Below are 26,726 nucleotides of genomic sequence, written 5' to 3'. Positions count from 1 at the left end.
AGCTCAATTCTGCTGACTGGCCTGCTTCGTGGGCATCGGTCATTTATCCGACCCCAAGGCATTTTCATGGATAGTGCGTTGCAACTGGACATTTCATTGAGCGCAGCGCTGCAGGCGATCGGCCAGGTCGGGGACCTCAGCATGGGCCAGCCACTCGGGCATTCGCGACGCGTTGCCGCACTGGCGCGCAGTCTGGCGCAGGCCTCACACGGCGATGGCGAGCACCTGAGGGTGGCGGAGCAGGTCGCCTTGCTGCGCTGGTCCGGCTGCACCGCCAACGCCGAAGGGTTTGCGGATCTGCTCGGTGATGACGTCGACGGCCGCCGTGCGATGCTCGACCTGACCCTGAGCAAAGAGGCCATGAACGCGGTGCATCAGGCGACCCCGCTGGCCGTCGTGCACTGCGAGGTCTCCGGCGAAGTCGCGAAAACCCTCGAACTGGGGGCCGCTGTCGAGGCAGGCTTGTGCCGCGTATTCGAAACCTACGATGGGACTGGCCGGCCGCTGGGCTTGACCCATGAGCACATTCCGGAGGTCGCCTATCAGGTGGTGCTTGCCGGTGATCTGGACATTCTCAGTCGAGCACATGGCTTGGACGCGGCGCTGCGCTGGATCCGCGACCAGTCGGATCGGCGCTATCCCGCTGCCCTCGCGTCGTTGCTCATGGATAACGCCAGGGCGTGGCTGGCAGACCTGGATGGTCGCTCTCAAAACCCGGTCCATGGGGAGGCCGAACGCTCCGTCTCGCTGACCTTGGTGGGGGACGTGATTGACTTGAGGCTACCCTGGCTGGCGGGGCATTCGCGGCGGGTGGCGCATGTCGCCATGGAGGCTGCACGCTTGTGGGGGCTAGGTGAACCCACCCTGACAGCGCTCGGAAAGGCGGCGCTTGTCTACGGTCTGGGTCGGGCAGCCGTTTCCAACCAGCTCTGGAACACCGCCGGGGCGCTGCCTTATAGCGCCGCGGGGCGGGTGCACCTGGTTCCCTACTGGACGCAACAGGCGCTGAGGCCTATCGGTGAACTGGCCGTGCCTGCCGAGATTGCCGCCCATGCCTACGAACGGCTCAACGGCAGTGGCTACTTTCGAGGTGTGATGGGGGATGCGCTGTGTGCCGAGCATCGGCTGCTAGCCACTTCCGTAGCCTGGGTCGCACTCAGGGAAGCCAGGCCATGGAGGGCGGCCCACGGCGAATCGGAGGCGGCCAGACTGCTGGAGCAGGATGCCGCCAGTGGTTTGTTCGACAAGGCTGTATGCGAAGCGGTTATCGCCGCTGCACGTGGCGAGCGTCGGACTCATCAGCCGAAGAGTTCGTTACTCACCGCACGGGAGTGTCATGTGCTCCTGGAAATCAGCCGTGGCGCCAGTAACAAGCAGGTGGCGCGGCTGCTGGACATCAGTCCGAGCACCGTTCGCACACACATGGAAAGCATATTTCGCAAACTGGAATGCTCGACCCGAGCTGCCGCGACCCTGAAGGCATTGACGCTGGGCTTGATCTCCTGATGCCAAGGCGCGGCAGATCGATCATTCCTGGGCGGACGGATTGGCGCGAGCCAGGGCGATGAATGCCTTGACCGCGGCAGAGGGGTTGCGGCGGTTCGGGTAGTACAGGCAAAGCTTGTCCCTGGGCGGTGTCCAATCTTCCAACACTCGCTCGAACTGGCCGGCCTCGATTTCATCCTGAACGTCCTGCTCCATGAAAAAGCCGAGCCCCATGCTTTCCTGCACCACTGCCTTGACGACGCTCGGTTCATCGAGCGTGAGCGGGCCGCTCACATCGAGTCTGGTCACTTCCCCATCGCGTTCGAAATGCCAAGGAAAAATCGCCCCATTCGGCAAACGAACACGCAGGCACCGATGGTTGAGCAGATCAGGCGGCGTCCGTGGCCTACCGTATTGCTCGAAGTACGCCGGTGTACCGACCACGGCATACCGCTGCGGCAGGCCGAGGGGGATCACGATCATATCGCTCGGTACGAGGCTAGCGGAACGGACGCCGAAATCGAAGCCGTCAGCGACGATATCCACCAGGCGGCCTTCGGTGACAAGGTCGATGTGTACCTTCGGATGATGCCGCAGCAATTCCATCATCAACGGCAGCAGTGCCGCTCGAGCTGCGCTGGCGAACGCATTGATGCGCAGCGTGCCCGAAGGACCGGCATTGTGAGATCGCACCGCGTCGAGCGCAGTCCGCAAATCCTGCAGGGCCGGCCCCACCTGCTGCAGAAAGATCCTGCCCGCTTCGGTGACGGCCACGCTACGCGTCGTACGATTGAACAACCGCGTTTCGAGGCTCGCTTCCAGCTTGGCGATGGTGCTGCTTAACGCGGTGGTCGAGACATTGAGATCGATGGCGGCTTGTCGGAACGAAGCCCTGCGGGCAACCGCTAGGACAGCGTCCAGCTCGCTCAGGCCTAGACGAGTATCTGACATGAATTGTCCTGGATTTTGGGATAGGCCATAAAGTTTATTCCAGTTGAGCAAACTATCGGTCAGGTAGCAAGATCGCTCCCAGCAATCCATCCAGGAGACCGGCCAATGAGCCTTCAGCTTCCCGACGTCGTTGAGACGTACTTCAATATCAGCAATGGCGGCGACGTATCACAGCTTGCGAGCTGCTTCTGCCCACAGGCCACGGTGTTCGATGAAAACCAGACGCATGAGGGCATTCAGGCCATCGAAGCTTGGCAACAGGAGGTCCGGCGGGCGTTCTCCTTTGACGTTCAACCTTTGCAGGCGCAGCAGGGGGAGGGCAAGTTGACTGTCATCGCACGGCTTACTGGCGATTTTCCTGGTAGCCCGGTTCATCTGAGTCACGTCTTCACGCTGGAGGGCGATCGAATAGGTGCTCTGGAGATCACGCCATGCTGAACCTTGGTTTGAGTGGTAAGCGAGTCCTCGTCACCGGAGGCACCAAAGGCATCGGGAAGGCTGTAGTCGAGCTGTTCCTGGCGGAGGGCGCGCAGGTGCTTACCTCCGCTCGGAAGGCAAGCGGTACGCTGCCGGATAACCTCTTGGTCCAGGCCGATCTTTCGACCCGGGAAGGCTGTGATGCGGTCGTCGCCGCGACCAGGCAGCGACTGGGCAGTGTGGACATCATCGTCCACGTCCTGGGTGGTTCCTCGGCGCCCGGCGGTGGTTTCGCGGCACTGGACGAAGAGCAGTGGCAACGTGAGCTTAATCTGAATCTGTTTCCGGCCGTGCGCCTGGATCGCGCCTTGCTACCGGAAATGCTGGAGCGAAAGGAAGGGGTCATCATCCACGTGACCTCCATCCAGAGTCGGCTGCCGCTGCCGGAAGCTACGACAGCCTACGCAGCGGCCAAGGCTGCGCTTTCGACTTACAGCAAGAGCCTATCGAAAGAGGTTTCGCCCAAAGGCGTCCGTGTTGTCCGGGTTTCGCCGGGCTGGGTGGAAACCGAAGCCTCGGTCGCCTTGGCCGAGCGACTCGGGCAGGAAGCCGGTACTGACTATCAAGGCGGCAAGCAGATCATCATGCAAGCCCTGGGAGGCATCCCGCTCGGGCGCCCCTCGACCCCGTCAGAGGTGGCCGACCTGATTGGCTTTCTGGCTTCGCCGCGGGCTTCATCTATCACGGGAAGTGAGTTTGTGATCGACGGCGGAACGGTGCCGACGGCCTAGGCGGTTGTTTCGGCCGAGACATTACGATGCATCCCGGTGCTGAGCGAGGACGCAGGAACCAGTCAAAGTGTTTTGTTATCAACGGGCTCACAATAAAGACAATGAGGCTGACGGTGATCGGCGTTAGAACCAGTGTTCGATGCCACACGGCCCAGTCTTCGGCCAGCGGACTCAACGCGTAGAGCAGGAGTGTCACGATGGGGTAAACGAATACAGTCATGACGATTGCCATTCTGATTCTGGAGGGGCTGATCGGAGCGAAGGCAGGGCCGTCGCTTGCCTTCAGTCGCTTTGAATCGCAGTTCATGGCCTTGGACGTGTTCAAATCACTGACCTCTCAGTAGTCGGCGCTCGGCCGCTGGCGAAACTTCTTGTACCAGGCGTCAAGGCGTGGATGAGCGGAGCCGAAGGGGTGGTCGAATCTCTCCCGGCATGTTTGAAAAATTGAAAATACCGTGCAATCCACGATCGAAGGCCTGTCTCCTGCCAGGAACTCGTTATCTCCGATCGTCGTCTCCAGGACATCCAGTATGGCGCGCCACGACTATCTGACGGGAGGGAAGAGCCCGATTCTAAAGTCCATCCTCAACGAGGTTCTTCAAGCCGTCCCACAAACGATGGAATGGTGGGATGATCCCGAAATCCTCCCCATCGACGATACGGACATTACGTTGCGCGATGCACAGGACCGTTGGCGAAGCTATCGCATCAATATCCTTGTCTCCAAGGACAGGCCCGGACTTCGCATCGCCTTCTACGATGAAAAAGTAGCTTAGAGCGGAATGTACCGAACGGATCCCAGGAATGACCAGGCTGGCGTTTTTACCCCCATTAAAGGGGACGAAATGCCGCAAGCTCTCAGTAATTGAAAGTCATTATCATTTGATATATTCTCGCGATTCCTCCTCGCTTGAGTCGCTTGCGTGTCCAGGCCATCCGATCCTCATTCCACCGACGGCCAGTTCGAGAGCCATTCGAGTGAACTGCTGCGCTTCCTCACACGGCAGGTGAAGTGCGCAGAACTGGCGGCCGACCTGCGCCAGGAAACTTGGTTGCGCTTTCGTCGGCGCGAGTCCGAGCAAGAGATCGGCAATCTTCGTGCGTTCCTCTATCGCATCGCGCGCAACCTGATCATCGACTACCGCCGTCAGCAAAAATCCCGCCCCGTCGAGGAGGAGATATCCATCGAATTGGTCAGTGCCCAGCCGGGTCCGGAGCGAGCGGCAAGCGACGCCCAGCGCCTGGAGCGACTGCAGCGCGTGGTCCAGGATTTGCCACCGCACCTGCGCCAGGCGTTGTTGTGGAATCGCCTGGACGGGCTGACCCAGCGTGAGATCGGCGAGCGCCTGGGGGTCTCGGAAAGCATGGCCGGACGCTATATCCTGAAGGCCCTCGAACACTGCCAGCAGCAGATGGACCCGCAGCCGTGACTCATCCTTCGCTTCTCGATCAGGCCCGGCAATGGCAGGTGCTGCTGCATTCTGGCCGCGCCACCGCTGCCGATCGCGCTGCCGCGCAGGCCTGGCGCCAGGCGGCGCCCGAGCACGAGCAGGCGTTGCGTGAGGTGGAAGGGCTGTGGTCGTTGCTCGGCCAGATAGAACGTCCGGCCGAGCAGCCTCAGGTGCGCGTGCTGCGCCGTCGTCGACTGTGGGCGGCTCCGCTGGCCTGCGCCGCGATGCTGTTGCTTGCCCTATGGCTACCGCGCGGCACCTGGATTGGCCTGTATGCCGATATCAGCACCCAGCCGGGGGAGGTGCGCGAGGTGCGTCTGGCCGATGGTTCGCTGTTGACCCTCAACGGCGATTCGGCGCTGGACTGGCGGTTTGTCGACGGTCGCCGCGAGGTCAGGTTGTACCGCGGCGAGGCGGACTTCCAGGTCGCCCATGACCCGGCTCGACCGTTCACTGTCAGGGCCGGCGAGGCGCGCATCCGCGTCACCGGTACGCGCTTCGATGTGCGTCTGGAGGAGGGCGGTGTCGACCTGGCGGTAAGCGAGGGCCGAGTGTTGGCCTCCAGCGAGGGGCGCGAGCCGCTGCCGGTGGTCGGCGGGCAGCAGGTGCAGTGGCGCGGCGGGACGCTGCAGGCGCCGCAGGCACTGGATGCGCGCCAGCGCTTGAGCTGGCAGCGCGGCAAGCTGGTCTTCCGCGACCAGCCGCTGGAGCAAGTGTTCGCTGAGCTTGAGCGCAGCCAGTCTGCGCGAGTGCTGTTTGTCGACGAAGCCGCTCGCCGGCTACAGGTGACAGGCGTGTTCGCCGTTGACGACCCACAGGCGGTCTTGAGCGCTGTGGAAACCACCTTGCCTGTGCGTCTGGTGCGCCTCCCGGGGTTGATCCTGGTCACGTCCCGCCACTGAGACCCGCGCCGCGCCTGGGCCTTCAAGAAAAAACAAAATATTTAGGCGGCGATGGTTCAGAAATCATCGCCGCCTTCGTCTTCCGTTCCTGCAAATGCGACTTCTTCGTATTGATAGCCAAGGACATCAGCATGCGGTCGACCCCCTTCCTTGCGGCGCTAGCCGTTCTTCCCCTGGCCATTGCCGCCGCCCAGGCGCAAGCCGTCGAACTCGACGTGCCTGCCCAGCGGCTCGACGCGGCGCTCACCGATTTCGCCGAGCAGGCCGACGTGCGGCTGCTCTATGACGCCGGCCTGACCCGTGGCAGCGCCATGGTGCCGGCACTCAAGGGCGACTATTCGGTGGTCGACGGCCTGCAGCGGTTGTTGGAGGGCAGCGGCCTGACCTTCCAGACCGGCAACGACGGCACCATCACCCTGGTGCCGCTGCCCGAGCAGGGCGTGCTGGAGCTGGGCCCGACCACCATCAGCGGGCTCGCCGAAGGCCGTGTCGACCTGCCGGCCGAGTACGCCGGCGGGGAGGCGGCGCGGGGTGCCCGCATCGGCGTGCTGGGCAACCAGGACATGCAAGATGTGCCCTTCGCCTTCTCCAGCTACACCTCCGAGCTGATCGAGAAGCGCCAGGCGCAGACCTTGGCCGATGTGCTGGCCAGCGATCCGGGCGTGCGTCAGTCGTTCGGCTTCGGCAACTTCTCCCAGGTGTTCGTCGTGCGCGGGTTCCAGCTGTTCAGCGACGATATTGCCTTCAACGGGCTGTACGGCATTCTGCCGCGACAGATCATCTCCACCGAGTCGGTCGAGCGGGTCGAGGTGTTCAAGGGGGCCAACGCCTTCGTGAATGGCGTGTCGCCTTCGGGCAGCGGTGTCGGCGGGGCGATCAACGTGGTCTCCAAGCGTGCCGAAGACACCCCCACGCGCAGCGCCACCCTGGACTATGCCAGCGACAGCCGAGTGGGCGGGCACCTCGACCTGGGCCAGCGCTTTGGCGAGGACAACCGCTTCGGCGTGCGGGTGAACCTGGCCCAGCGCGAGGGCGAGACCGCGGTGGACGATGAGCACTCGCGCTTCAGCCTGGCCACCCTCGGCCTGGACTACCGGGGTGACCGTCTGCGCCTGTCCGCGGATCTCGGTTACCAGAAACAACGGGTCAATGAGGGGCGCTCGGTGGTCTACCTCACCACGACGGGACCTACCAGCACACTCAACGGCAAGACGCCGTCGGCACCGGACTCCGACCACAACTACGCGCAACCCTGGAGCTGGTCGCAGCTCGAAGACACCTATGGCATGTTCAGCGCCGAGTACGACCTGTCGCCCACGTGGACCGCCTACCTGAGCGCAGGCGGCAAATACACGCGGGAGAACGGTGTCTACGCCTCCAACTACGTCTACGGCGCGAATGGCGACGCGCGTATCGGCCGCCTCTATTCGCCGCTGGACCAGGAAACCCTGAGCGCCGTCACCGGGCTGCGCGGCGAACTCGCCACCGGGCCGGTCAGCCACAGCATCAACCTGGCCGCCAACGGCATCTGGCAGGAAAAGCGCAACGCGTTCGAGTCCACCGCGGCGGGCAGTCGTGGCTTTGGCAATCTGTATGAGGGCCAGCCCGTCGCCGAGCCACCGGCCACCAGCGTCTCCGGCGATATCCACGACCCGGACACCACCGCCAAGGTGCAGAACCGTAGCCTGGCGGTCTCCGACACCCTGGGCTTGCTCGACGACCGCGTGCTGCTGACCCTGGGCGTGCGCCGCCAGTCCATCGGCGCCGACGCCTGGAGCGCGGCCAGCGGTGCCCGCACCTCCAGCTATCAGGAAAGCATCACCACGCCGGCCTATGGCCTGGTGATCAAGCCCACCGAATACCTGTCGCTCTATGCCAACCGCGTCGAGTCTCTGCAACAGGGCCCGACCGCGCCGGCCGCCGCACTCAACAACGGCGAGATGTTCGCACCCTATCGCTCCAAGCAGACCGAGGTGGGCGCCAAGCTCGATTGGGGTACCTTCGGCGGCAGCCTCAGCCTGTTCCGCATCGAGCAGCCCCAGGGCGTGCTCGGCGGCGACGGCTACTACCGGGTGGATGCCGAGCAGCGCAATCGCGGCGTGGAACTGAGCCTGTTCGGCGAGCCACTGGATGGCCTGCGCCTGCTGAGCGGTGCCACCTGGACCAAAGCCGAACTGCGCGGCACCGCCGGCGGTCGCGACGATGGCAACCAGGCGGTGGGCGTGCCGAAATTCCAGTTCAATCTGGGCGCCGATTGGGATGTGCCCGGCTTGCCCGGGGCGAGCCTGAACGGCCTGCTACTGCGCACCGGCGGCCAGTTCGTTGACAGCGCCAACGAATACAGCATCCCCGCCTGGACCCGCGTCGACCTGGGCGCGCGCTATCGGACGAAAATGGATGGCCGCGGGGTGACTTTCAACGCGATGCTGGAGAACGTTGCCGATGAGAATTACTGGGCCTCGGCCAACGGTGGTTACCTGACCCAAGGTGCACCGCGTACGCTGAAAGTGTCGGCTACTGTTGATTTCTGAGGTTGTTGGCGATTAAAGAGGTGCCGTTGCAAGTTGTGTGATTACGCGAAAGGTGGTTTTGTCAGACGCTCTGAGAGGCTGTATTTGTGGCCTCTGTTGTTATTGCTGTGATTGGGGCGATTGGCGCTTTTCGCTAGGCAGGAGCCGGCCAGAAGCTGCCACTCAAAGCGACTCGATAGTTCCCACCCGACCGTGCATCATCATGCTCCCCACGATCCCGTCTTGGCAGCGCGGCCGTAGGTGCAGTACCTGCCCGCCCGCAAAAACAAGCCTTTTGAAATGGAAGTCATCTCATGTTCGTACGTAACAAACTGGTTCCGGAGTTAATGGTCACCAACCTGGATAGCAGCCTAGTTTTTTGGGTTTCTCATCTGGGGTTCAAGGTAGCTTATCAACGTCCGGATGATGGATTTGCGTACCTTGATTTGAATGGTGCTCAAGTAATGCTTGAGCAGGTTGATCCAGACGCGGGTCAATGGCTGACTGCGTCGTTGACCAAGCCGTTTGGAAGAGGCATCAACCTACAGATTGATGTAGAGGCTGTCGCACCCATCATCCAGAAACTTGTTCAGGCTGGATGTCCACTCTATCGAGAATGCAAAGACACCTGGTATCGGGCTGACGACATAGAAGTAGGCCAACGCGAATTCATCGTTCAGGATCCCGACGGTTATCTCGTAAGGTTGGTAGAGCGGTTGGGTGAGCGACCGGCTTGTTCAATGTGAATCTGAGCCAAGCCGACCGTCAGCAATGGGTCGGAAGCGGTCGCTTATGAGCGTCCGCTGCTGCCCGGTAGCTGCCGTGCCCTTTCGACCCTTTGCTGTCCTTCCTAGAAGCCAGCTTTCGGCTCCTCCCGTCATACAGCCATTGCGAAAATCACTCACGCGACAGATGATGGCTAAAAGCTATAAATCTATTCGCATTTAGAGAGACTGAAATTTACATGGATGTCAATGCGGCTCCAAAATGGCTTCAGCGAGAAATCATGGCAATGGCAAAAAAACAAGGAGTTTCAATTGGTCTATTTGAGGCGCCAGTAAATCAAAACTGGTGTAATGAGAAGGTTTTTTTTCAGATGGCCGGAGTTCGAGCTGACGGTCACATTTTAACATTAAATACATTGAAGGAAGATTGCCACCGGGAATTTGAGGAGCGCTTCGAGAAGATTTTGAAAACTAAGGATAGTTTCAGCGAAATTCTAGAAATTTCGGAAGTAAAAGCGCTTCTTAAGAACACTTTCAACGTTGACGGGGCTGTTAAAATTAGTGAGAGTGAGGTTGGGGAGCTAATTTCACTTCCGTACGGGGCAGACATAAGCCCGCAAGAGGCACAGCACGAAATTAAACGTATTTTGTCAAGTTTTGCATACCCTGTGGCGCGAAACCATGTATTCAGGGGGTAAGTTATTACTTCATGCTTGAAGGCCTGAATGTCGACATTAAGACGCGCTTCTCTTCAGTGAATGATTATGAAGTAAACGGACTAGACTATCCTGTTTTTTGTAAGAGTCTGATTAGGCACTATAGAGAAATCAATGATTCTATATGTTTTGTGACACGTCATTTGATGCACGATCTTTGGGCTCGAATACCAAGCGTTAAAGACGATCTTTGTAAGGAACTTCTTAATAAACTCGCGCCGAAGAAGCTAAAGGCATTTCGCAAAAAGGCTAATAGTGGAAATTATTTTGTAGGGCATGACAATACAGATCAGTTTTTTGAGCAACAATGGGAGCAAGTCCTTGAGGAGCTTGATGAGCTGCGCCAAGTTGTCGATAGCTACCGCAAGAAGGGTTCAGGCTTCGAACTAAATCAACTGATGCTCTTTGTCGCTTATCGAAGCTCAGCAATTCGACATGCCAAAGTTGTATTTGGCATTGATGTTGATGCTATATTTAACAAATATCTACGGCTAGCACCTAGCAAAGCCTATCGAAAACTGCTCCTTGGGCTACTTGACGCAAAAATCAATATTCTGGCGTTTTGCCAGAATGCTTCACAGATTCTTTATGGTTCGGATTTTTTAAATACAGATTTCCCAGGAAGTCTCGTCTTTAGACAAGACACTGTCAGAAATATGGCCGCCGTGCACCCTGACGGCTTCAAGTTCTTCAAAAAGTCACAAGAAATTGCCAAGGGGAACCTTCGGAATTTGAGTCTGCTGGCTGAGCTGGAAGAGGCGACCGCTCTATATACGGACGTGCTATTGAATGACAATAGCTCGAGCTATAATCGATTGGCAGGCCTACTCTATTCGGATGAAACATTCATGCTGCCCAGTGAGTATGGACCTTGCCCGCCTGAGTTGCGAGACCCACTAACGTTGATGGGACACTTTTTTGATTTCTTGAATGGCTATTGTGAGGCTTTTGAAACTCAGCAATTACAAAAACAAGCCAAAAATTTGAGCCGAGGCAAATCGTTTAGAATGTCTGGGGCTCATATCAAGGCGAGAAGAGATGCTTGGACCAAACTTATCCGAGTTTATCGTGAAGAAAATGATCCGTTGGTAATGTTGTTCACAGCTCAGCATGCGGCAAGCGTTATAAAGCTCAAAGGATTTGACCCTATGCGAGACGTGCTGCATACAATGAGCGTTAATTACGGCGGGGCATTGGTGGGCTTGTACGCTAAACATACATTGTCCAGAATGATTCCCGGAGGCCAGGTAGTGGCGAACACGGGAGCTCTGGTGTATTCAATTTATGATGTGAAGAATGCGAACTCATTCTCTAAGTTGTCGGACTACCCTTACTCTTCAATTGCGAATGACGCGACCCTCGATCAGAAAACTAAGCAGCGACTAAAATCAGAGAACTGGTTATTGATTTTCGACGACAATACAAACAGTGGGGAGACCATTGACAATATCAGGCGGCTGGCGGAAGAGTCCGATCTATATGGGCGAATCGACACGTTTACATGTCGAGCTAACACAGATGTAAAAAAGTTCAAGCGCTCTCTCACTGAAGAGCAACTAATTGATATTGTTGGGGTCGCCGGATTGAGAGCCAGGAAAGCAAAAATTATAGGGGTTGGAGAGCGTTATAAGGAACTTATCGGGACCATTGTGGGGCATCGATTGTTCAAACTCAGTAAACGGTCAGCAAACCCCTGAGTTACAGACGTTTTGGTGAGAAGGATGGGGCAATGTGTCTCACCGCTTATTATGCTAACGAACAATAAATATGAAGGATTATTTTCTCCCACCCTTCAATGCAGGGTTCTGTGCACAACGTAATGTCGTGAACACCGATGCCATCAAGCCAATGTGGCTATCGACCCGCTCTCTTCGGTCTCAGGTGCATGATGTCGGGGCAGACCAGTTTGATTCAGGCGGCTATGGGTCTAAATCGGTCACTCGCGAACGTCCGCTTCTGGCCAATTGCAGCCCTTCACGAGAGGCAGCAACGGAAAAAGCGGACAGATATATTTTTCTGATAGTAAATCTGCCCTTTTTTGGGCTACTGCTGTGGGCCTGGCGTTTGTCGTGGCAGTCGGGCTGCTAATTAGCACCAGCCCGGCGCAAGCGGCGGGGTTAGCCACCAACGCTGTGCGGCAGCGAAACCAGCTCAATCTGCGTACCCCACGGTGCTTGAAAATAGAACCAACGAACGCCGTCCGTGTTGGTGATGGGGTCGTTGAGAATGGTCACTTTCAGGCGCTTGAGGGTCGCTAGGCTGCCGTCAATATCGGCGGTGCGCAAGGCCACATGGCTGGCTCCGGCGTCGTCGCCATGGGGTTGGACCTGATTGACCTCAGAGCCTTGGTATTGGAACAACTCCAGCTTCGCGCCGCCGTCCATTTGCAGCATCACAAAGCGTTGCAGCTCGCTGGAGCCATGCCAGCGGAATTGGTTTTTCCACTGATCCGGGATCTTGCCAGGGCTGATATCCGAGACCACCCGTGCGCCCATCAGCGCGGAGAAAAACCGGGTAGCGGTGTCGATGTCCGGTACATTGATGCCGACATGGTCGATGGCTGAAACCTGAAGCGGTGCGGCTGAGTTCATACCGGGGTGGCTTTGAGGGGGCGTGGTCGCCGCCTGAGTAGCGGCAGTCAGGGTCACGCTGGCGGCCAGCAATATCGATTGCAATGGGTTCACTGCCTGTTCCTCTTGAGATGGGTTGGCGGGCGACCGTGGCAGTCGCCCGCTGGGTGGTCAGATTTGCGCCTGGCCGCCGTCAACAAACAACTCGATACCGTTGACGAAGCTGGCGTCATCCGAGGCCAGGAACAACGCGGCGCTGGCAATTTCGTCAGCTTCACCGACACGCCCCATGGGGATCAGCGACGCCATGTAGTCGAGCAAGCCCTGCTGCTGAGCGGCATCGGGGCCGGCCAATTCAACCAGGCCAGGAGTGCGGGTGGCGCCAGGGCTAATGGTGTTGATGCGCACCTGGCGGTCTTTCAAATCCAGAATCCAGTTGCGTGCAAATGAGCGCACGGCGGCCTTGGACGCGGCGTACACACTAAAGGCGGCGGTGCCCGAGCTGCCCGCCGTGGAGCCGGTGAGAATCACCGAGGCTTTTTGGGCCAGCAGTGGCAGCGCCTTTTGCACAGTGAACAGCACGCCTTTTACGTTGCGATTGAAGGTGTCGTCGTACTGCTGTTCTGTGATGTCACCAAGTGGCAGCATGGAGCCGCCACCCGCATTGGCGAACAGCACATCGATTCGGCCGTGGGTCGCGCCAATCTGGCGATACAACGCGTCCAACTGATCGAGGTCGGCTGAGTCCACCCGCACGCCGGTGGCGTTGCCAACAGCGGCGACAGCGGCGTCCAGTTCGGCTTGGCGACGGCCCGTGATATAGACGTGGGCGCCTTCCTGAGCGAAGCGTTTGGCAGTGGCCAGACCGATGCCTGTACTGCCGCCGGTCACCAATGCAATTTTGCCTTCGAGTTTGTTAGTCATGGTGTTTCTCCCGTATTTCGATTGAGTGAGTTGCGGTGTGGGAGAAGCTTATCGACGGGGCAAAACTTTCAAAATAGAATTGTCTGAAACCTATCGTTGCAGAAATGAAATGAGCAAGCTTCCAGATTTCGAAGGGTTGGCGATGTTTGCCAAGGTGGCCGAAGAAGGATCGTTCGCCGGCGCGGCGCGGGTCATGAGCGTGTCGGTGCCAACGGTATCGCGGGCGGTCGCGCGCCTGGAGGAACGCCTGGGCGGGCGCTTGTTCAACCGCACTTCGCGGCAACTGGCACTCACCGAATTCGGCGCGAGCATGGCGGCCAAGGCGGGAGAGATTTATCGGCAGGCTGAAGAGGTGGAAAGCGAGGCTCAGGAGTTATCGGTCCAGCCCCGCGGCCAAGTACGCCTTGCGATCCCCATGTCGTTTGGCCTGCGTTGGGTGGCACCGCTGATGCCGCAGTTGATCCGGCAGTATCCCGAGCTGTCGATTGACCTGCACCTTTCAGACGCCTCGGTAGACCTGATCGCCGAGGGCTTTGATGCGGCGTTACGCATTGCCGTATTGCCGGATTCCTCGCTGGTTGCGCGGCGTCTCTGCGCTGTCACCCAATACCTGGTCGCCTCACCGGCTTATCTGGATGCCCATGGCCACCCTGGCCATCCCCGCGAACTGGCGGCCCGCACATGCCTGAGTTATGCCTACCGAGCCCGCAGCCAAGTATGGCGGTTCACCCATAAGGACGGCACCGAAGAAGACGTGGTGCCCAGCGGCCCGTTAAGAGTGACCAACTCGGATGCGTTATTGCCGGTGTTGCTTGAAGGCCTGGCCATCGCCGAACTGCCGGAGTTTATTGCCAGCGAATACTTGGCAGATGGACGCTTGGTCGTGGTGCTACCGGAATGGAGCATGACCCGTGGTGGCCTGTACTTCGTCACCCCCTCGGCCCGTACACGGCCGGTAAAAATCAAAGCGCTGTCGGACTTCTTCGCCGAGCATTTAAGCGAGCCCGTATGGCGATGGCCGTTATGAGACGATGGGGGCAGCTCTTTCAATTATGAAATGATGACTTTCATTAACTGCTATTTTTGAAACCTGGTGGATACCTTAACGTGGTTTGGTCGGCACAACACAGCGTGCCATCCAATTATTCGTTTCGGGAGAAAGTCGTCATGAAAAATGCCGTGGAATTACTTCAACAGTACTTGGATGCCATCCAGACGCCTTACTTGGCAGCGGCCCTGTTCGCCGAGGACGGCGTGCTGGAGCTGCCCTACCTGGAGTCGCTCGGCATTCCACACAGCGTGAAGGGGCCTGCAGCGATCGAGGGTTTTATCGGCTCATTGCTCGGTAAAGTGCCGGATTTCAAATTCCACAATGTGCGCTTTTTGATCGATACCCCCGATCAAGTGTTTGCCGAATACAGCGTAGAGGCGCTGGTGCCTGCCACAGGCCGCATCTACCGGCAGATGTACGCAGGCCGCCTAGTGGCCAAAGACGGCAAAATTCAGCTGCTGCGCGAATCCATGGATACCGTGGCCGCTGCCAAAGCGTTCGCGCCGGTTGAGCCGGCGCAAGGCTATTGAATCGCGACACTAAAACTCGTGGCTAGAAACGCTTCTACTGAAAACCAAATGTCTTGTGGGAAAGGTTTTAGCCTCGATCCTTTTGTTCTTGGCTGAGTGGCAGCCAAAAGTCGCCATTCATGAGCGGGGCCTATCGACCCAAAGCTGCCATCGACGACTCAGCTTATGGCATGTGTAGAATAGCGGTTTCCCTCATATTCAAAGGAATGATCCAGTGATCACTTGCCACGTCAGGTATGTAATCGATCCCTACCAGATCCCGGCTTTCGAAAACTATTCTCGCCATTGGATTCGTGTGGTGAACCGTATGGGAGGGAGCCACCACGGCTACTTTCTGCCAGCTGAAGGCGCCAACAACATCGCTTACTGTCTATTCAGCTTCTCCAGCCTGGCAGATTATGAGCAGTACCGTAGGGAGGCCGGAGTAGATCCTGAGTGCGTTCAATTAGTGACGCAGGCTACCGAGCAAAAATTCATCTTGAGCTACGAGCGCAGTTTCCTTCGTCCAATTCTTGAGTGAAATGACTGTTTTCAGCCGCGCTCGGGCGCGCCAAAGAGGCTGCTTTTGGCAGATTGCTGCTTGTCACGAACGGTAGAAACCGGCCAAAAGCGGACACTATTGAACGACCGAAAACAGGTGGTCATTGCCAGGTTATTTCGAAGCGTGCTGGTCGCGCGCTACGGCTTGCGAACGATCCAAACGAATCCGGCACCCATTACTTTGTTCCCCGTTAGCCTTTTCGTATGATGAGCGTACATGCTATTTGGAATATCTCGCGTGAATACGCCACCTAACATCGGTTCATCACGCCAAGCAGTGCAAAAGGGGGACAGATCGGATTTCAGTGATGCTGTAGCCCAGCTCTCATGGGACGACTTGCGCATTATCAAAGCGCTCAGTGAATGCGCAAATCGCACTGATGCCGCCAAAAAACTAGGGATCAACATATCCACGGTATCGCGCCGAGTGGCCCAGCTTGAGAAAACACTTGGAGTTGCACTCTTCGATCACCGCCGCTCGGGATACATGCTCACAGCGGAAGGCGTAGAGCTGCGAGAGCTCGCCGAGCGTGTCGAACTGGATATCGTTAGTGTTGCACGGCGCGTTTCACGGACGGGGCAGGGGCCACTCGGAAAACTCCGCATCACAACGAGCGATTCGCTGCTGCTGTACTTCCTCACACCTATCATTGCGGAATTCAAAGCTCTGAATGAAGGGATAGCGATTGAAGTACTGGTAGGCAATCAGACATTGAGTCTTGCCCGCGATGAGTCGGATATTGCGGTGAGGGCGACCAATAAACCAGCTGAAAGCCTGGTTGGGCGCAAACTCGCGACAATTGCCTGGGCACCATACGGCAGTGTTAAAAACGCACCGACCTCGACACCTTTCGCAGAAGGCCAAGCGTGGGTGTCTTACTCGGCAGCTTTATGCGGCCTCAAAGCAACGAGCTACGTTGATAACAGAGTTCGCCCAGATTGCATTTCGTATCGTACCGACTCCGTCGCCGCTGCAAGCGCTGCGATTGTGGCGGGTCTTGGTTTTGGGTTCCTTCCCTGCATGCTGGGTGACATCACGCCGGGATTGGTGCGTGTCGGCCCGGTTGTGCCTGAACTTCAGGATGGGCTATGGCTGCTGACTCACCAGGACATTCGAAAGTCATGGCGAGTCAAGGCGTTCATGACGTTTTGCGCAGCGGCGGTTGCCGAACTCAAGCCATTGGTCGAAGGTCAGCGAGCTCTCCCGGTTTCCTAGAGGAAACCGGGAGCATGTCTTAGCGGGTGCCGGAGCCAATGACTGCCTTGCAGACAATTTCGATCAACTGCGATCGCTGCGCGAGCCTCGATACGCCGATGATGTTGCTCGCGCACTGGGGCCGCTCGGTGCCAAACGCAGCCTTGCGAACATTGCCTACCACCGCAAACGCCGCGTCCATGTCCAGCACATAAAGCGTCTCTTCAACCACGTCTTCAAGTGTTGCGCCATACAGGGCAAGCAACTTGGAGATGTTGTCGTAGGACGCGCGCATTTGCTCTCCCATTGAAGAGAAATCACTGGGCTTGCCTTCGCTATCGAGTGGGGCAGGAGCTACCAGGTTGCCGTCCTCATCATGGTTGAATTGGCCGGAGATATAGATCTCGTTTCCGACTTGTCTGGCCTGCGGGTAGCCGTAGCTTTCTTCCCATGCGACACCCCAGTAAGCGGTTTTCTTTCCGAACGGTTGCGAAGCTGACATTGCATTCTCCTGGCGTAGAAAAGACTGCTCGCACCGCGGCAGTCCGAGTTGTGGGAAGCCAGAGACTAGCACCGCAAATGATTTTTCAAGGGCGCATTAATGCGCCTTTGGAGACGCATTAATGCGCCCCTAAAGTTGCGAATGATCGGTTACCTTGAACTCGAATTCGGCGCCGCAGCTACCGCCAACAACCTTCCGCGATTTTCAGCAGACAGAAGATTGGCCCGGCCCGCAAAGAGATTTGAAGACCATCATTTCACTAAAGGGAACCACCATGAACAATCCAAAAACCGAAGTACTGACCCCTCAAAACAGCCAACTGATTTTCATTGATCAGCAGCCGCAGATGGCCTTTGGCGTGCAAAGCATTGACCGCCAGACGCTGAAGAACAACACGGTCGCTCTGGCAAAGGCCGCAAAAATTTTCAACGTGCCAACCACTATCACCACGGTCGAAACCAATAGCTTCTCCGGCCACACATACCCCGAATTACTCGCTGTGTTTCCTGACGCCCCTCTGCTGGAGCGCACCTCGATGAACTCGTGGGACGATCAGAAAGTCCGTGACGCGCTGAAAACCAATGGCCGTAACAAAATCATCGTATCTGGCCTTTGGACGGAAGTGTGTAATACCACATTTGCACTTTCCGCCATGCACGATGCCGGCTACGAGATCTACATGGTCGCCGATGCTTCCGGGGGCACAACGAAGGAGGCTCACGATTACGCCATGCAGCGCATGATTCAGGCCGGCGTGGTGCCGGTCACTTGGCAGCAGGTGCTGCTGGAGTGGCAGCGTGACTGGAACAACCGCGCCACCTACGACGCCGTCATGAATCTGGTGAAGGAGCACTCCGGTGCTTACGGCATGGGCGTCGACTATGCCTACACCATGGTGCACAAGGCTCCCGAGCGTGTAGACCACGGCCCGACCTTGGCACCTGTGGCCGCCTCTATCTGAGACTCACTGGCCCTCATTAAGTGGGGGCCAGTCCCCATTGCTATCCATTTGAACCGGAACGGCGACAGAGGCTATGTCAGTGTCGTCCGTACGCCTGCGACGTCACGCAATCCGATCCGCCTACTGTCCCTGGGCGATGTCCCGCACCGAACTTTACCGAGTCTTCCGGTCGTTCATGTTGAAAAAAGGAATCACCATGAAAGGTGTCGAAGCACTACGCTTATCAATGTCGTATTTCTGCCCACGGGAAAACTCAAACGGTGGCAGGAGACAGTTGCAAAACAATTGATGCTGGAAAGCCTAGAGACCGGAGTTACCGTGTCGACGCTTGCGCAGGCCTGCGCACTCTCGCGCAGTCATTTCACCCGAAAATTCAAAGTAAGCACACGTTTGTCCCCTACAGAATGGCTGCGTCCACAACGGATAGTCAAAAGCAAACAGCTGCTTGAGTCCTCAGTAATGACGCTAACCCGGATCGCTATGGCATGCGGATTCTGCGACCAGCACACTTTTGCAGAGTTTTCTCAAGGAATGAAGGTATGACGCCTCTGGCCTGGAGACGGAGTGCTCGCTCTGCCGCCTGATAACCTTTTTTAGATGTATTTTGAATCCGAAGGACTGCTAATCGCCAATAGCAGCTGCTCATGAGCGACGGCTAGCGGCCATGGGCCGGCGTAGATGACAGGTCAGCTTCCGGCCAGAAGCTGCCCTTCAGGAAGGCCAGCAATCGTCCAGAAGCAGGCTTTCACCTACATTGACAAAGCAGCGGCCGATCCAATTGGCTATCGATTTAGAACATGTGGCTGTTTGTGGTCGAAAGCCGGTCGTGGGGAAGCAGCGAATGTACCGGGAATGTGCGTGAAACGTTGTCATCTTTCTTCCTTCAGATGTCCCGCGCCCAGTCTCCTCTGTTATTCTGATTCAAAAATCATGCGTGTGGATGAGACGCGATGTTGCATTCAATACAGTTATCAAACGGCAGATATGTCGGCTAATTAATAGTTGGGGAAGCTGAGTATGCACCGCTTAATAGCAAATGGACTTGTTTTCATCAGTATTGCGATATTATGTTCTGGCTGCACATCCTATTCGTCCCAGCCGACAATCAACGAACACGTTGAACCCGAAGAAAAAGAAAATATCTTCAGCTTCAGTTACGAAATAAACTCTCCATGGAAAGATAGTCGCTTTGCCAGGGACGCATACGCAGCGACACTAAAATTTATTCCAGGCGCGCAAAATACTAGCTCAAACCTTACAGCTTTGCCCCTTCCTACCTTAGAAATAAAAATCTCGGAATTTTCATCTGGCGGCGCTTGCGCACAAGAATATTTAACGGGCTTGAGTCTTGGTTTAATTCCTAGTTGGTGTTCAAGGCCAAACCTTTTCAAGTTTGATTTCATACTGAATAAAGACCACAGCTTTTGCAGGCAAAGAACTTATTCAATAAGTTCCACGTCCTTCTCACATCTCACGATGATTCCCTTCGCCCTGTTCAATGCGGAAAATCAACCATTAACGCTCTATAAGGCCGCGCTAAAAGATTTCCTTCAAAGAGGTCAATGTACAACGTCCTAACAGGTACGTTCACATGCTTCGCCCGCCGCTACGGAGGCCCCATGTCAAGCATGGGGGCCGTTTGAGGTGGAAACTTATCTTAGGTGACCGTCTGCTTCTGGCCGAGGCTGTGTAAAAACATTTTTGAGCGCGACAGGTACTCAAAACCGGACTTAAAATCGCGCTTCTACGCGAAATCCACATCTGCTCACGTGCCGATAAATTTCAGATTTAACGTAGACGCGCGCACTTCAATCTTGGCGAAGCGTTTTTACACACTCTGGGCCGATAGCGGTCGGTCTGTAAGCATCGGCCGAAGGGCCATGCTTTACCCTGGGTGTCTTCGCGAAGCGGTTTCGCCTTTGTTGAACCCGCAACGCGGAAGGAGCCCAGGGGGGGCTGTTGGTCGATGGCTGCCTTTGGCAAAGGGCTGCTATCGACCCAGGTTGTGTGAACACGAGCTGGAAGCAGTTAACTAAACGTGATACAGACTGGTTCCATCTCTACCAACGAATTTTCACAGGCCCCTACGAGATCTCGCACACAGTAAAGCCTCCATCCCTTACCTGATCCCCACTTTGCCGCGACAGGTTCAAGCGAAGACTCTTCCTCCTGCGTTGCGCGAGCCCAATCATCGTGCCCGATCTCAGCGATCAATTGAGCCTGGTAGACCTGTAAGAATGGAAGCAAGCTTTTCGCTTGTTCAACCTCTATGAGGACAAATTCTGCTGTATCGAGTTGCTGTTTAACATTTTCGACCAGTTCGTGCGCCTGCAACGGGAGTGCCTCTAACACAGCCTCCAAGGCTGAGCCGGATTTGTCAGCACTTTGGAAGGTGCCACAGATGATGTTCCCTCCTGCCATATCTTTCCCCTGTCGTGGCTTCGAAGCTTGGATTAGGCAGCTCGCGATTACGTGTCTAACGTCGATTTTTTGCTGGTCTACGCCCGTTGCGAGCGGCCAATTAATCCAAGGCTTGATGAAAAATCTGCGATTCTCTGACCTTCTGGTGGTCGAGATCGTGACGGGACCTTTCAATCATTTCTTACCTGTTTGAGCCAGTTCCAGAAAGGATCACTGGATTCATGCGCGTCCATGCTTGTTGTGCTTGAGATGAGATCTGATGCGCGCGCCGGGACGCTGAGGCCAAGCGTGCATTCCACGTACGCCCGCAATGCCCTAGGTGGCGCTGGGTAGTCATCATCTGCGTATTGCTGCTCCCGCAGTTCGGCCGGTGTTCTCGTAAACTCCTCTGGCCAGCAGTGCTCGTTGTAACCGATGGCCAGTAAGCGAATCAGGTCTTGCGTACTATTGGTCAAGACGCAGAGCATGTCTGATCCCGAGCCCGAGCCAAGATGGACGATTCGCTGCTGATCGTGGTTGTCCAGCCACAACCCTGCCCACGATCCATCGCCACCAGTCCTGAGGAATATTGATAGCCGCTCGTTTACTCTGGGATCTTCGCAGGCCGTCCATCGAGCAGTATCGGCGGAGTCAGGAACGTGAAAGGCGGTGATAGCGCTGTTGTTGTATTCAGGTTCGGGATGCAAAGTCATGTAGCGGCCCCCGGTCCTATAGTGCCGGACGCAGCCTAGTGCTTCCAGGAATTCCATGGTCTGTCGTAATACTGGAGGTACCGGATTGCTTGCCGGGAAGGCGGCCACTAATTCGTCGGTGAAGCTCATGTCTTTCCTGACCATTGTCTTTAGCGAGTATCGTGAATGAAGGTGGATTGCTATGCCCGGAATATATCGCCATGTGCGACCCAATGCCCGCTTCTGGCCGATTACTGCCTGTCGCGAAAGGCGGTAAACGACCCGAAGCGGTCATAACGCAGCTTCCAAATCAGGGCGTGAATGGATCAATCCAGCCAGGCCGAAGTCCTGCCTCGTATTCTTTGCGTACGTAGGCGAGTGACTCTGCGCATCCCATTTCCGCCTCGATAGCGCCTATGCATCCCCAGCAATCTCCGCCGCAATTGCCTGATAGCGGATCTGCTGGGTCGTCGAGTACGCGTCTGCAAATCGTGCAGTATTCCGGCTTATTGCTGTTCGTCATAATCTCGCTTCCCAAACGTCTGGTCTTGGCCGAAAGCAGCCTTTGCCGAATGCCTGCACAATTACTACCCATCAGCCACAACCTGTAAATGCCAGCATCAAAACGGGCGCCTTAAGCGCCCGTAATCCCTTAATGTTCAACCTGTGCCTGAAGCCGCCGACCAATCACCTCCAGCAGATCACACCCATCCCGCAACGGAATCACCAAAAGCTGCGCGAAATCCGAAAGCACCACCGTATCGCTGGCAATCTCGGAGCGAAACGCGATGTTTTCCAATACTTGGGTCACCGTGCGGATGCGGTAATCGGCAGTTGCGTGCAGGACGTCAAGCGGCGCCTGGGTATCGATGAGTAGGGCGGCCGGGGTGCAGTCGATGCCGGTGATGGGGATGTATCTCTGCATGGGATTGCTCCATTTGGTTAGAGGGCTTATCCGATACGCAGGTCGCCAAACCTGATCACCATGGTTGGCGACGGAAAGAACTATAGATTTGCGCACCCAAGACGAACAAGGTGAGAGATTCCGAGGCCTTCGTAGGAATGATGAGAACTCTCCGAGGAAACGAATCGACTTTATCCATTTCTGTAGGAGCAGTTACTCACACCGAAGAAAACCCCACCCCAACCCCGAGGCCGCGACATCCGGTATCCTGCGCCTCTGGAACACCATCCCGGCCCGAGGCGTTCCAATCGTCATCCCGGCCTCTCGAACAGTCTGCAAAGCAACGCAACAGGAGACATGCATGTTGATAGGACATCGGTTCGAGCGCACCGCGCAGGGTGACCTGTACATCCATTCGAGCAACGTGGTGCAGAGCTTGGTCGTATGGGTGATAGGGGCGGTGGCCTTTATCTTGCCGATGGCGTTCGCCGTGTTTTTGATGGTTGATGGGGCCTCGTTGATGGCGGAGGTGGATCCACTGTCCGCTCTATTGATGATGTTGCTGTGGCTGCTGATTCCTGCCCTTGGTCTGCTGCTGGTGGTGTACACCGGCGTCCACGAAACGTTGGTGTTGTCGCGGGTCGACGGCGAAGGCAAGCGCCTGACTCGTAACCTTTTCGGGCGCCGCGAGCGTGTGCAATCGGCCTTCCGGATCGAGGCTGCCAAATCCCTCGAACTGCGCCGCCTCCCGCAGGCTGGGCGAGCTCGCACCCAGCTGTGGCTGATACTGCGCGATGGCACCGCGCAGCGCCTGACGACCGACAACGTTCCGGTGGTGCCGGGCAGTCAACGCACGGACGTGTGGCTGCGGGAGCTGGCCGATTACCTGGGCGTGGCGTTGCCCACTGAGGTCGTCGAGGGGGCGGCGCCGGTTGTGACGGTGCCCTATAGGCCAACTCCGGCCCCTAGCAGCGGCAAGGCAGTAAGGGCAGCCCGTCAGCGCCGGGAACAGGGTGACGCTCCTGCGCCTGAGCCGACCGAGAAACTGGGCGTGCCTGCACGTGCCTTGCTCACGCTATTGGGCGCCTTCTTTGCGGTGCTGGAACTGACTAACGTCATGAGCTTGGTGCCGGCCATTTTTACCGGACGGCTGCGCGTCAGTGGCTTTCGAACGGGCTCGACGACGTTCTATTGGGCCGAGCAGCCGCTGAGCTTTTCCTTCAACTTGTTGGTGGGTGTCGCCGAGGGCGTGATCGTCGGCTTTATTGCCTGGGGTTGCCTGCGCGTGGCGATCCAGGGGCGCATGAGCTCCAAGACCTGAAAACGGTCGATTCGGTCGTCGTTGGGTTGGAAGGTTGAGAGGGCGCGGCGCAACTGAATGCGATTTTTAAACAGCTACAGAGGAGATGAGCATGGAACGCGACAACGACAGCAGCGCCTACATCACCACCACCCAGGCGCTGGAAAGCCTCTACGGCCCCGTCGCGACACCCTCGATGCTCAAGGAAGTCGACCATATCCATCCGGTTTACCAGCCCTTCATCGAGGCGGCATCCTTTGTGATCCTCGCTTCCTCAGGCCCCGGAGGGCTGGATGCGTCTCCGAGGGGTGACGCGCCGGGGTTCGTTCATGTCCATGACAGCAAGACGCTGTATCTGCCCGATCGCCGTGGCAACAACCGTATCGATTCGCTGCGAAATATCGTCGAGGATCCCCGGGTCGCGCTGCTTTTCCTCGTGCCCGGCGTGGGGGAAACCTTGCGCGTGAATGGCACGGCCAGGATATCCGTCGAGCCAGCCCTGTTGTCCCGCTTCGCAGTAAAAGGACAACTCCCTCGAACCGTTCTGGAAGTCACCGTAACCAGTGTTTATTTCCAGTGCAGCAGGGCAGTGGTCAGGGCGGGGTTGTGGGACGTGAAGCGGCAGATCGAGCACAGTGCATTGCCCACGGCAGGCGAGGTGTTCAAACGCATCTGCCCATCACAGGTCGATGGCGACGCTTATGACAAGGCACTGCCGGAGCGTGTTGCCAATACGCTTTACTGACGGTTTTATAAAACACTTCAATACCCAGGCCCGAGAAGCCCTGGGTATTGCCTGTTGTTATCGATAAGCCGAGATGGCAGTTCCCCGTAAGATCATTTGTTTGAAATGACCTCACTCATGTATTGATGCAGATCGCGCAGGTCGTTGACGCTCCAAGGGTGCGGCGGGATCTTCACGCCATTCTCTTTCAAGGTCCTTGGAATCAGGTTTCCATTGGGGCGAAGTATGATTGAAGAGACAATCACACCCGGGTAATCGGTCAGTCGTTTCTTGAAGGCGGGTGTCGTAAGGTCGGGGGTTGGAGGGTTGCTTTTCCTGGCCAATGGTCCTGTTCCCTTGATATCCGCGCCATGGCACACCGCACATCTTTGTAGATAGAGCGTTTTCCCATTGGCGTTGTCCGCGAAGGACGCTGACGCTTGCATGCATGACAGGATTCCAAGTAGAGCGACGAATGATGTTTTGATGTTCATGTGACCTATTCATGGCCGAGCGTTTATCGGTGGTAGCACCGAACGCGTACAGCTGTGCATGTAATTGGGCGTGACTGCGGGATAGGACAGCTTGGCCGTTAAACCACGTTAGATCTAAGGTTAACAAACGCGATGATTTGGGGTGGGGCATGAGGATAGGCGAACTGGCGAGAATCAGTGGGTTGGCGCCTTCGCGCATCCGTTTTTACGAAGCGAGCGGCCTGATCAAGTCTGTCGAACGCAAGGCCAATGGTTATCGGGACTACGCCCCGAGACGGAGTGGATCCTGGAGATCATCACCGGCGCACAGGCAGCGGGGTTTTCATTGGAAGAAATCCGACAATTGCTGCCGGTCGATGCCAGCGGCTGGCAGCATGAAGAGTTGCTCAGTGGGCTCAGGCGCAAAGTTGCGGAGATCGAAATCCTCCAGCAACGACTGGCCCAGAATAAAGCTCAGCTTTTGTTGGTCATTGATGGTATCGAGGGTAAGCCCGAAGGCTTGGGGTGTGCGGACAACACGCAGCTGTTGTTGCACCGATTGCGCGAAGAGAGTGTGGCGCCTGCCAAGAAAAAAGCGGCTCGCCAGGCCCCAGAACACAACCCCAGAAATCACCAGGCCTCGTTGCGGGAGCTGAAAAAAGGGGGTTGACCTTAAAGTTCACTTCAAGCTTAAGGTGGCCCTACGTCAAATGAGGACCGCCCCATGAATGTGTTCGATGCCCTGATGCTTCCCAATGGTTCCACTCTCAAGAACCGAATCGCCAAGGCCGCCATGGAGGAAAACATGGCGGATGCCGAGCAGGCACCCTCCGAAGAACTGATGCGTCTCTACCAGGCCTGGGCCGACGGTGGGGCCGGCCTGATCATCACGGGCAACGTGATGGTCGATGGCCGTGCCATGACCGGTCCGGGCGGCGTGGTGCTGCAGGATGACCAGCAATTGGACAAGTTCAAGCGCTGGGCGCGTATTGGTCGATCCGCAGGTGCTCAATTCTGGCTGCAGATCAATCACCCCGGTCGTCAGATGCAGGCAAACCTTGGGCAGAAGGCCTGGGCACCGTCAGCCATACCGCTGGAATTGGGCACATTGTCCAAGCACTTCGCCACGCCGCACGCGATGACTCAAGAGGTGATCGAAGAGGTTATCCAGCGCTTTGCGCGCACCGCGCACCTGGGTGAACAGGCCGGTTTCAACGGCGTGGAAATCCATGCCGCCCATGGCTATCTGTTGAGCCAGTTTCTTTCGCCGCTGAGCAATCGCAGGACGGACCAGTGGGGCGGTTCCCTGGAGAATCGGGCGCGTCTGTTGCTTGAGATCGTCAAGGCGGTGAGGGCAGTGGTTTCTGTGGACTTTGCAGTGGCGGTCAAACTGAATTCTGCCGATTTCCAACGGGGAGGATTCACGGCCGATGACGCCAGGGAGGTGGTCGAACGGCTCAATAACCTGGGCGTGGACCTGGTGGAATTATCCGGCGGCAGCTACGAAGCACCCGCCATGCAGGGTGAGGCCCGCGATGGTCGCACCCTGGCGCGCGAGGCCTATTTCGTTGAGTTTGCCCGTGATATCCAGGCTGTCGCCAAGATGCCCATCATGGTCACCGGTGGCATACGTCGACGTCCGGTGGCCGAAAGTGTCGTCCAGAGTGGGGTGGACATGGTGGGCATCGGAACGGCCTTGGCCATCGATCCGCACTTGCCTCGCGATTGGCTCCAAGGCAAGGACAATGCCCCTCAGTTGCCGCCGATCACTTGGAAGAACAAAGCCGTCGCGTCCTTGGCCAACATGGCTGTCGTAAAGTTCCAGCTGCGCAAGCTCAGTCGACAGGGAAAGACCGATCCTGATGTATCGCCGTTACGCGCGCTGATCTTGCAGCAGCTTGGCATGGCATGCCGCACTCGCCAGTACCGGCGCTGGATAGAAAAACGTTCAGCGTGACGCGACGCCGTGGCTGCTCAAGCCCCGGCCACGGCCTCGCGCGCGAAGTCTTCAT

The 26,726-nt window shown here is 57.2% G+C and carries 28 protein-coding genes and 2 pseudogenes; 22 read left to right on the top strand and 8 right to left on the bottom strand.

The window, feature by feature from the left end; translation table 11 throughout:
• Window positions 1-66 precede the first annotated feature (66 nt).
• The gene (locus ACZ5M5_RS19795; RefSeq protein ID WP_464737866.1) at window positions 67-1,506 is read left to right on the top strand and encodes an HD domain-containing phosphohydrolase; all 1,440 of its coding nucleotides are present in this window, start codon (window positions 67-69) and stop codon (window positions 1,504-1,506) included.
• Between the two features lie 21 nt (window positions 1,507-1,527).
• Here ACZ5M5_RS19795 and ACZ5M5_RS19790 read toward each other — a convergent pair whose 3' ends face one another.
• Window positions 1,528-2,436 (bottom strand): LysR family transcriptional regulator, encoded by a 909-nt coding sequence (locus ACZ5M5_RS19790; RefSeq protein ID WP_464739426.1) that lies wholly within the window; start codon window positions 2,434-2,436, stop codon window positions 1,528-1,530.
• A 105-nt stretch (window positions 2,437-2,541) separates the two neighbouring features.
• On the opposite strand from ACZ5M5_RS19790, the gene ACZ5M5_RS19785 reads away from it, so the two are divergent.
• The 3 genes from ACZ5M5_RS19785 (at window position 2,542) to ACZ5M5_RS19775 (ending at window position 3,988) form a co-directional block, all read left to right on the top strand.
• A complete protein-coding gene (locus tag ACZ5M5_RS19785) occupies window positions 2,542-2,874 on the top strand; it encodes a nuclear transport factor 2 family protein (RefSeq protein ID WP_464737865.1) in 333 nt (110 codons plus the stop codon).
• Window positions 2,868-3,644 (top strand): SDR family oxidoreductase, encoded by a 777-nt coding sequence (locus tag ACZ5M5_RS19780; protein WP_464737864.1) that lies wholly within the window; start codon window positions 2,868-2,870, stop codon window positions 3,642-3,644. The genes ACZ5M5_RS19785 and ACZ5M5_RS19780 overlap by 7 nt, the downstream gene beginning before the upstream one ends.
• Before the next feature lie 218 nt (window positions 3,645-3,862).
• Entirely contained in the window at window positions 3,863-3,988 is a 126-nt protein-coding gene (locus ACZ5M5_RS19775; RefSeq protein ID WP_464737863.1) for a hypothetical protein, read from the top strand.
• Here ACZ5M5_RS19775 and ACZ5M5_RS19770 read toward each other — a convergent pair.
• On the bottom strand, window positions 3,982-4,134 hold the full coding sequence (locus ACZ5M5_RS19770; protein ID WP_263864930.1) for a glutathione binding-like protein: 153 nt from the start codon (window positions 4,132-4,134) through the stop codon (window positions 3,982-3,984). The two genes, ACZ5M5_RS19775 and ACZ5M5_RS19770, sit on opposite strands and share 7 nt — an antisense overlap.
• Window positions 4,135-4,174: 40 nt before the next feature.
• On the opposite strand from ACZ5M5_RS19770, the gene ACZ5M5_RS19765 reads away from it, so the two are divergent.
• The 7 genes from ACZ5M5_RS19765 to ACZ5M5_RS19735 all read left to right on the top strand — a co-directional run bounded on the left by ACZ5M5_RS19765 (window position 4,175) and on the right by ACZ5M5_RS19735 (window position 11,645).
• A complete protein-coding gene (locus ACZ5M5_RS19765; protein ID WP_464737862.1) occupies window positions 4,175-4,420 on the top strand; it encodes a hypothetical protein in 246 nt (81 codons plus the stop codon).
• Window positions 4,421-4,567: 147 nt separating this feature from the next.
• Window positions 4,568-5,074, top strand: a complete 507-nt coding sequence (locus tag ACZ5M5_RS19760) for an RNA polymerase sigma factor (protein ID WP_060741623.1) — start codon at window positions 4,568-4,570, stop codon at window positions 5,072-5,074.
• The gene (locus tag ACZ5M5_RS19755) at window positions 5,071-5,997 is read left to right on the top strand and encodes a FecR family protein (protein ID WP_464737861.1); all 927 of its coding nucleotides are present in this window, start codon (window positions 5,071-5,073) and stop codon (window positions 5,995-5,997) included. The genes ACZ5M5_RS19760 and ACZ5M5_RS19755 overlap by 4 nt, the downstream gene beginning before the upstream one ends.
• A 131-nt stretch (window positions 5,998-6,128) precedes the next feature.
• Window positions 6,129-8,528 (top strand): TonB-dependent siderophore receptor, encoded by a 2,400-nt coding sequence (locus ACZ5M5_RS19750; protein ID WP_464737860.1) that lies wholly within the window; start codon window positions 6,129-6,131, stop codon window positions 8,526-8,528.
• A gap of 293 nt (window positions 8,529-8,821) precedes the next feature.
• Complete coding sequence (locus ACZ5M5_RS19745) at window positions 8,822-9,253, top strand: bleomycin resistance protein (protein ID WP_060741626.1); 432 nt, start codon at window positions 8,822-8,824, stop codon at window positions 9,251-9,253.
• 218 nt (window positions 9,254-9,471) lie between these two features.
• Complete coding sequence (locus tag ACZ5M5_RS19740; protein WP_464737859.1) at window positions 9,472-9,930, top strand: hypothetical protein; 459 nt, start codon at window positions 9,472-9,474, stop codon at window positions 9,928-9,930.
• A gap of 11 nt (window positions 9,931-9,941) precedes the next feature.
• Window positions 9,942-11,645: a hypothetical protein gene (locus ACZ5M5_RS19735; protein WP_464737858.1), complete on the top strand. Its 1,704-nt coding sequence runs from the start codon at window positions 9,942-9,944 to the stop codon at window positions 11,643-11,645.
• 420 nt (window positions 11,646-12,065) lie between these two features.
• Here ACZ5M5_RS19735 and ACZ5M5_RS19730 read toward each other — a convergent pair whose 3' ends face one another.
• Together ACZ5M5_RS19730 and ACZ5M5_RS19725 are read right to left on the bottom strand one after the other, a co-directional pair.
• Window positions 12,066-12,632, bottom strand: coding sequence for a VOC family protein (locus ACZ5M5_RS19730; RefSeq protein WP_464737857.1), 567 nt, complete (start codon window positions 12,630-12,632; stop codon window positions 12,066-12,068).
• A 57-nt stretch (window positions 12,633-12,689) separates the two neighbouring features.
• Window positions 12,690-13,442, bottom strand: a complete 753-nt coding sequence (locus tag ACZ5M5_RS19725; RefSeq protein WP_060741629.1) for an SDR family NAD(P)-dependent oxidoreductase — start codon at window positions 13,440-13,442, stop codon at window positions 12,690-12,692.
• A gap of 109 nt (window positions 13,443-13,551) precedes the next feature.
• Here ACZ5M5_RS19725 and ACZ5M5_RS19720 point away from each other — a divergent pair, with 109 nt between their 5' ends.
• The 4 genes from ACZ5M5_RS19720 to ACZ5M5_RS19705 all read left to right on the top strand — a co-directional run bounded on the left by ACZ5M5_RS19720 (window position 13,552) and on the right by ACZ5M5_RS19705 (window position 16,779).
• Complete coding sequence (locus ACZ5M5_RS19720; RefSeq protein ID WP_464737856.1) at window positions 13,552-14,469, top strand: LysR family transcriptional regulator; 918 nt, start codon at window positions 13,552-13,554, stop codon at window positions 14,467-14,469.
• A gap of 140 nt (window positions 14,470-14,609) precedes the next feature.
• Window positions 14,610-15,023: a nuclear transport factor 2 family protein gene (locus tag ACZ5M5_RS19715; protein WP_464737855.1), complete on the top strand. Its 414-nt coding sequence runs from the start codon at window positions 14,610-14,612 to the stop codon at window positions 15,021-15,023.
• 214 nt (window positions 15,024-15,237) lie between these two features.
• Window positions 15,238-15,543, top strand: a complete 306-nt coding sequence (locus tag ACZ5M5_RS19710) for an NIPSNAP family protein (protein ID WP_103308658.1) — start codon at window positions 15,238-15,240, stop codon at window positions 15,541-15,543.
• Between the two features lie 276 nt (window positions 15,544-15,819).
• Entirely contained in the window at window positions 15,820-16,779 is a 960-nt protein-coding gene (locus ACZ5M5_RS19705; RefSeq protein ID WP_371919213.1) for a LysR family transcriptional regulator, read from the top strand.
• 19 nt (window positions 16,780-16,798) lie between these two features.
• Here the strand turns inward: ACZ5M5_RS19705 and ACZ5M5_RS19700 are convergent, their stop codons facing one another.
• Window positions 16,799-17,260, bottom strand: coding sequence for a RidA family protein (locus tag ACZ5M5_RS19700; protein WP_060741633.1), 462 nt, complete (start codon window positions 17,258-17,260; stop codon window positions 16,799-16,801).
• A gap of 274 nt (window positions 17,261-17,534) precedes the next feature.
• Here ACZ5M5_RS19700 and ACZ5M5_RS19695 point away from each other — a divergent pair, with 274 nt between their 5' ends.
• The 3 genes and pseudogenes from ACZ5M5_RS19695 to ACZ5M5_RS19685 all read left to right on the top strand — a co-directional run bounded on the left by ACZ5M5_RS19695 (window position 17,535) and on the right by ACZ5M5_RS19685 (window position 19,799).
• On the top strand, window positions 17,535-18,221 hold the full coding sequence (locus tag ACZ5M5_RS19695) for a hydrolase (RefSeq protein ID WP_060741634.1): 687 nt from the start codon (window positions 17,535-17,537) through the stop codon (window positions 18,219-18,221).
• Between the two features lie 222 nt (window positions 18,222-18,443).
• Window positions 18,444-18,805: pseudogene (locus ACZ5M5_RS19690) on the top strand (AraC family transcriptional regulator).
• Window positions 18,806-19,238: 433 nt separating this feature from the next.
• Entirely contained in the window at window positions 19,239-19,799 is a 561-nt protein-coding gene (locus ACZ5M5_RS19685; protein WP_103308657.1) for a hypothetical protein, read from the top strand.
• Between the two features lie 1,013 nt (window positions 19,800-20,812).
• Here the strand turns inward: ACZ5M5_RS19685 and ACZ5M5_RS19680 are convergent.
• Window positions 20,813-21,463 carry a hypothetical protein gene (locus ACZ5M5_RS19680; protein WP_464737854.1) on the bottom strand — a complete coding sequence of 217 codons (651 nt, stop codon included), beginning with the start codon at window positions 21,461-21,463 and terminating at the stop codon, window positions 20,813-20,815.
• A 502-nt stretch (window positions 21,464-21,965) separates the two neighbouring features.
• Window positions 21,966-22,238 (bottom strand): hypothetical protein, encoded by a 273-nt coding sequence (locus tag ACZ5M5_RS19675; RefSeq protein WP_192261009.1) that lies wholly within the window; start codon window positions 22,236-22,238, stop codon window positions 21,966-21,968.
• 340 nt (window positions 22,239-22,578) lie between these two features.
• Here ACZ5M5_RS19675 and ACZ5M5_RS19670 point away from each other — a divergent pair, with 340 nt between their 5' ends.
• Window positions 22,579-23,538 (top strand): hypothetical protein, encoded by a 960-nt coding sequence (locus ACZ5M5_RS19670; RefSeq protein ID WP_464737853.1) that lies wholly within the window; start codon window positions 22,579-22,581, stop codon window positions 23,536-23,538.
• 91 nt (window positions 23,539-23,629) lie between these two features.
• Complete coding sequence (locus tag ACZ5M5_RS19665; protein ID WP_464737852.1) at window positions 23,630-24,262, top strand: pyridoxamine 5'-phosphate oxidase family protein; 633 nt, start codon at window positions 23,630-23,632, stop codon at window positions 24,260-24,262.
• Window positions 24,263-24,354: 92 nt separating this feature from the next.
• Here the strand turns inward: ACZ5M5_RS19665 and ACZ5M5_RS19660 are convergent, their stop codons facing one another.
• A complete protein-coding gene (locus tag ACZ5M5_RS19660; protein WP_060741638.1) occupies window positions 24,355-24,735 on the bottom strand; it encodes a c-type cytochrome in 381 nt (126 codons plus the stop codon).
• A 149-nt stretch (window positions 24,736-24,884) separates the two neighbouring features.
• Between ACZ5M5_RS19660 and ACZ5M5_RS19655 the strand changes: the two are divergent.
• Both ACZ5M5_RS19655 and ACZ5M5_RS19650 read left to right on the top strand, forming a co-directional pair.
• Window positions 24,885-25,384: pseudogene (locus ACZ5M5_RS19655) on the top strand (MerR family transcriptional regulator).
• Between the two features lie 54 nt (window positions 25,385-25,438).
• A complete protein-coding gene (locus tag ACZ5M5_RS19650) occupies window positions 25,439-26,671 on the top strand; it encodes an NADH:flavin oxidoreductase/NADH oxidase family protein (protein ID WP_464737851.1) in 1,233 nt (410 codons plus the stop codon).
• Window positions 26,672-26,726: the final 55 nt, after the last annotated feature.

The organism is Pseudomonas sp. Van50, assembly GCF_055390755.1.
This window is presented reverse-complemented; position numbering and strand designations above follow the sequence as displayed.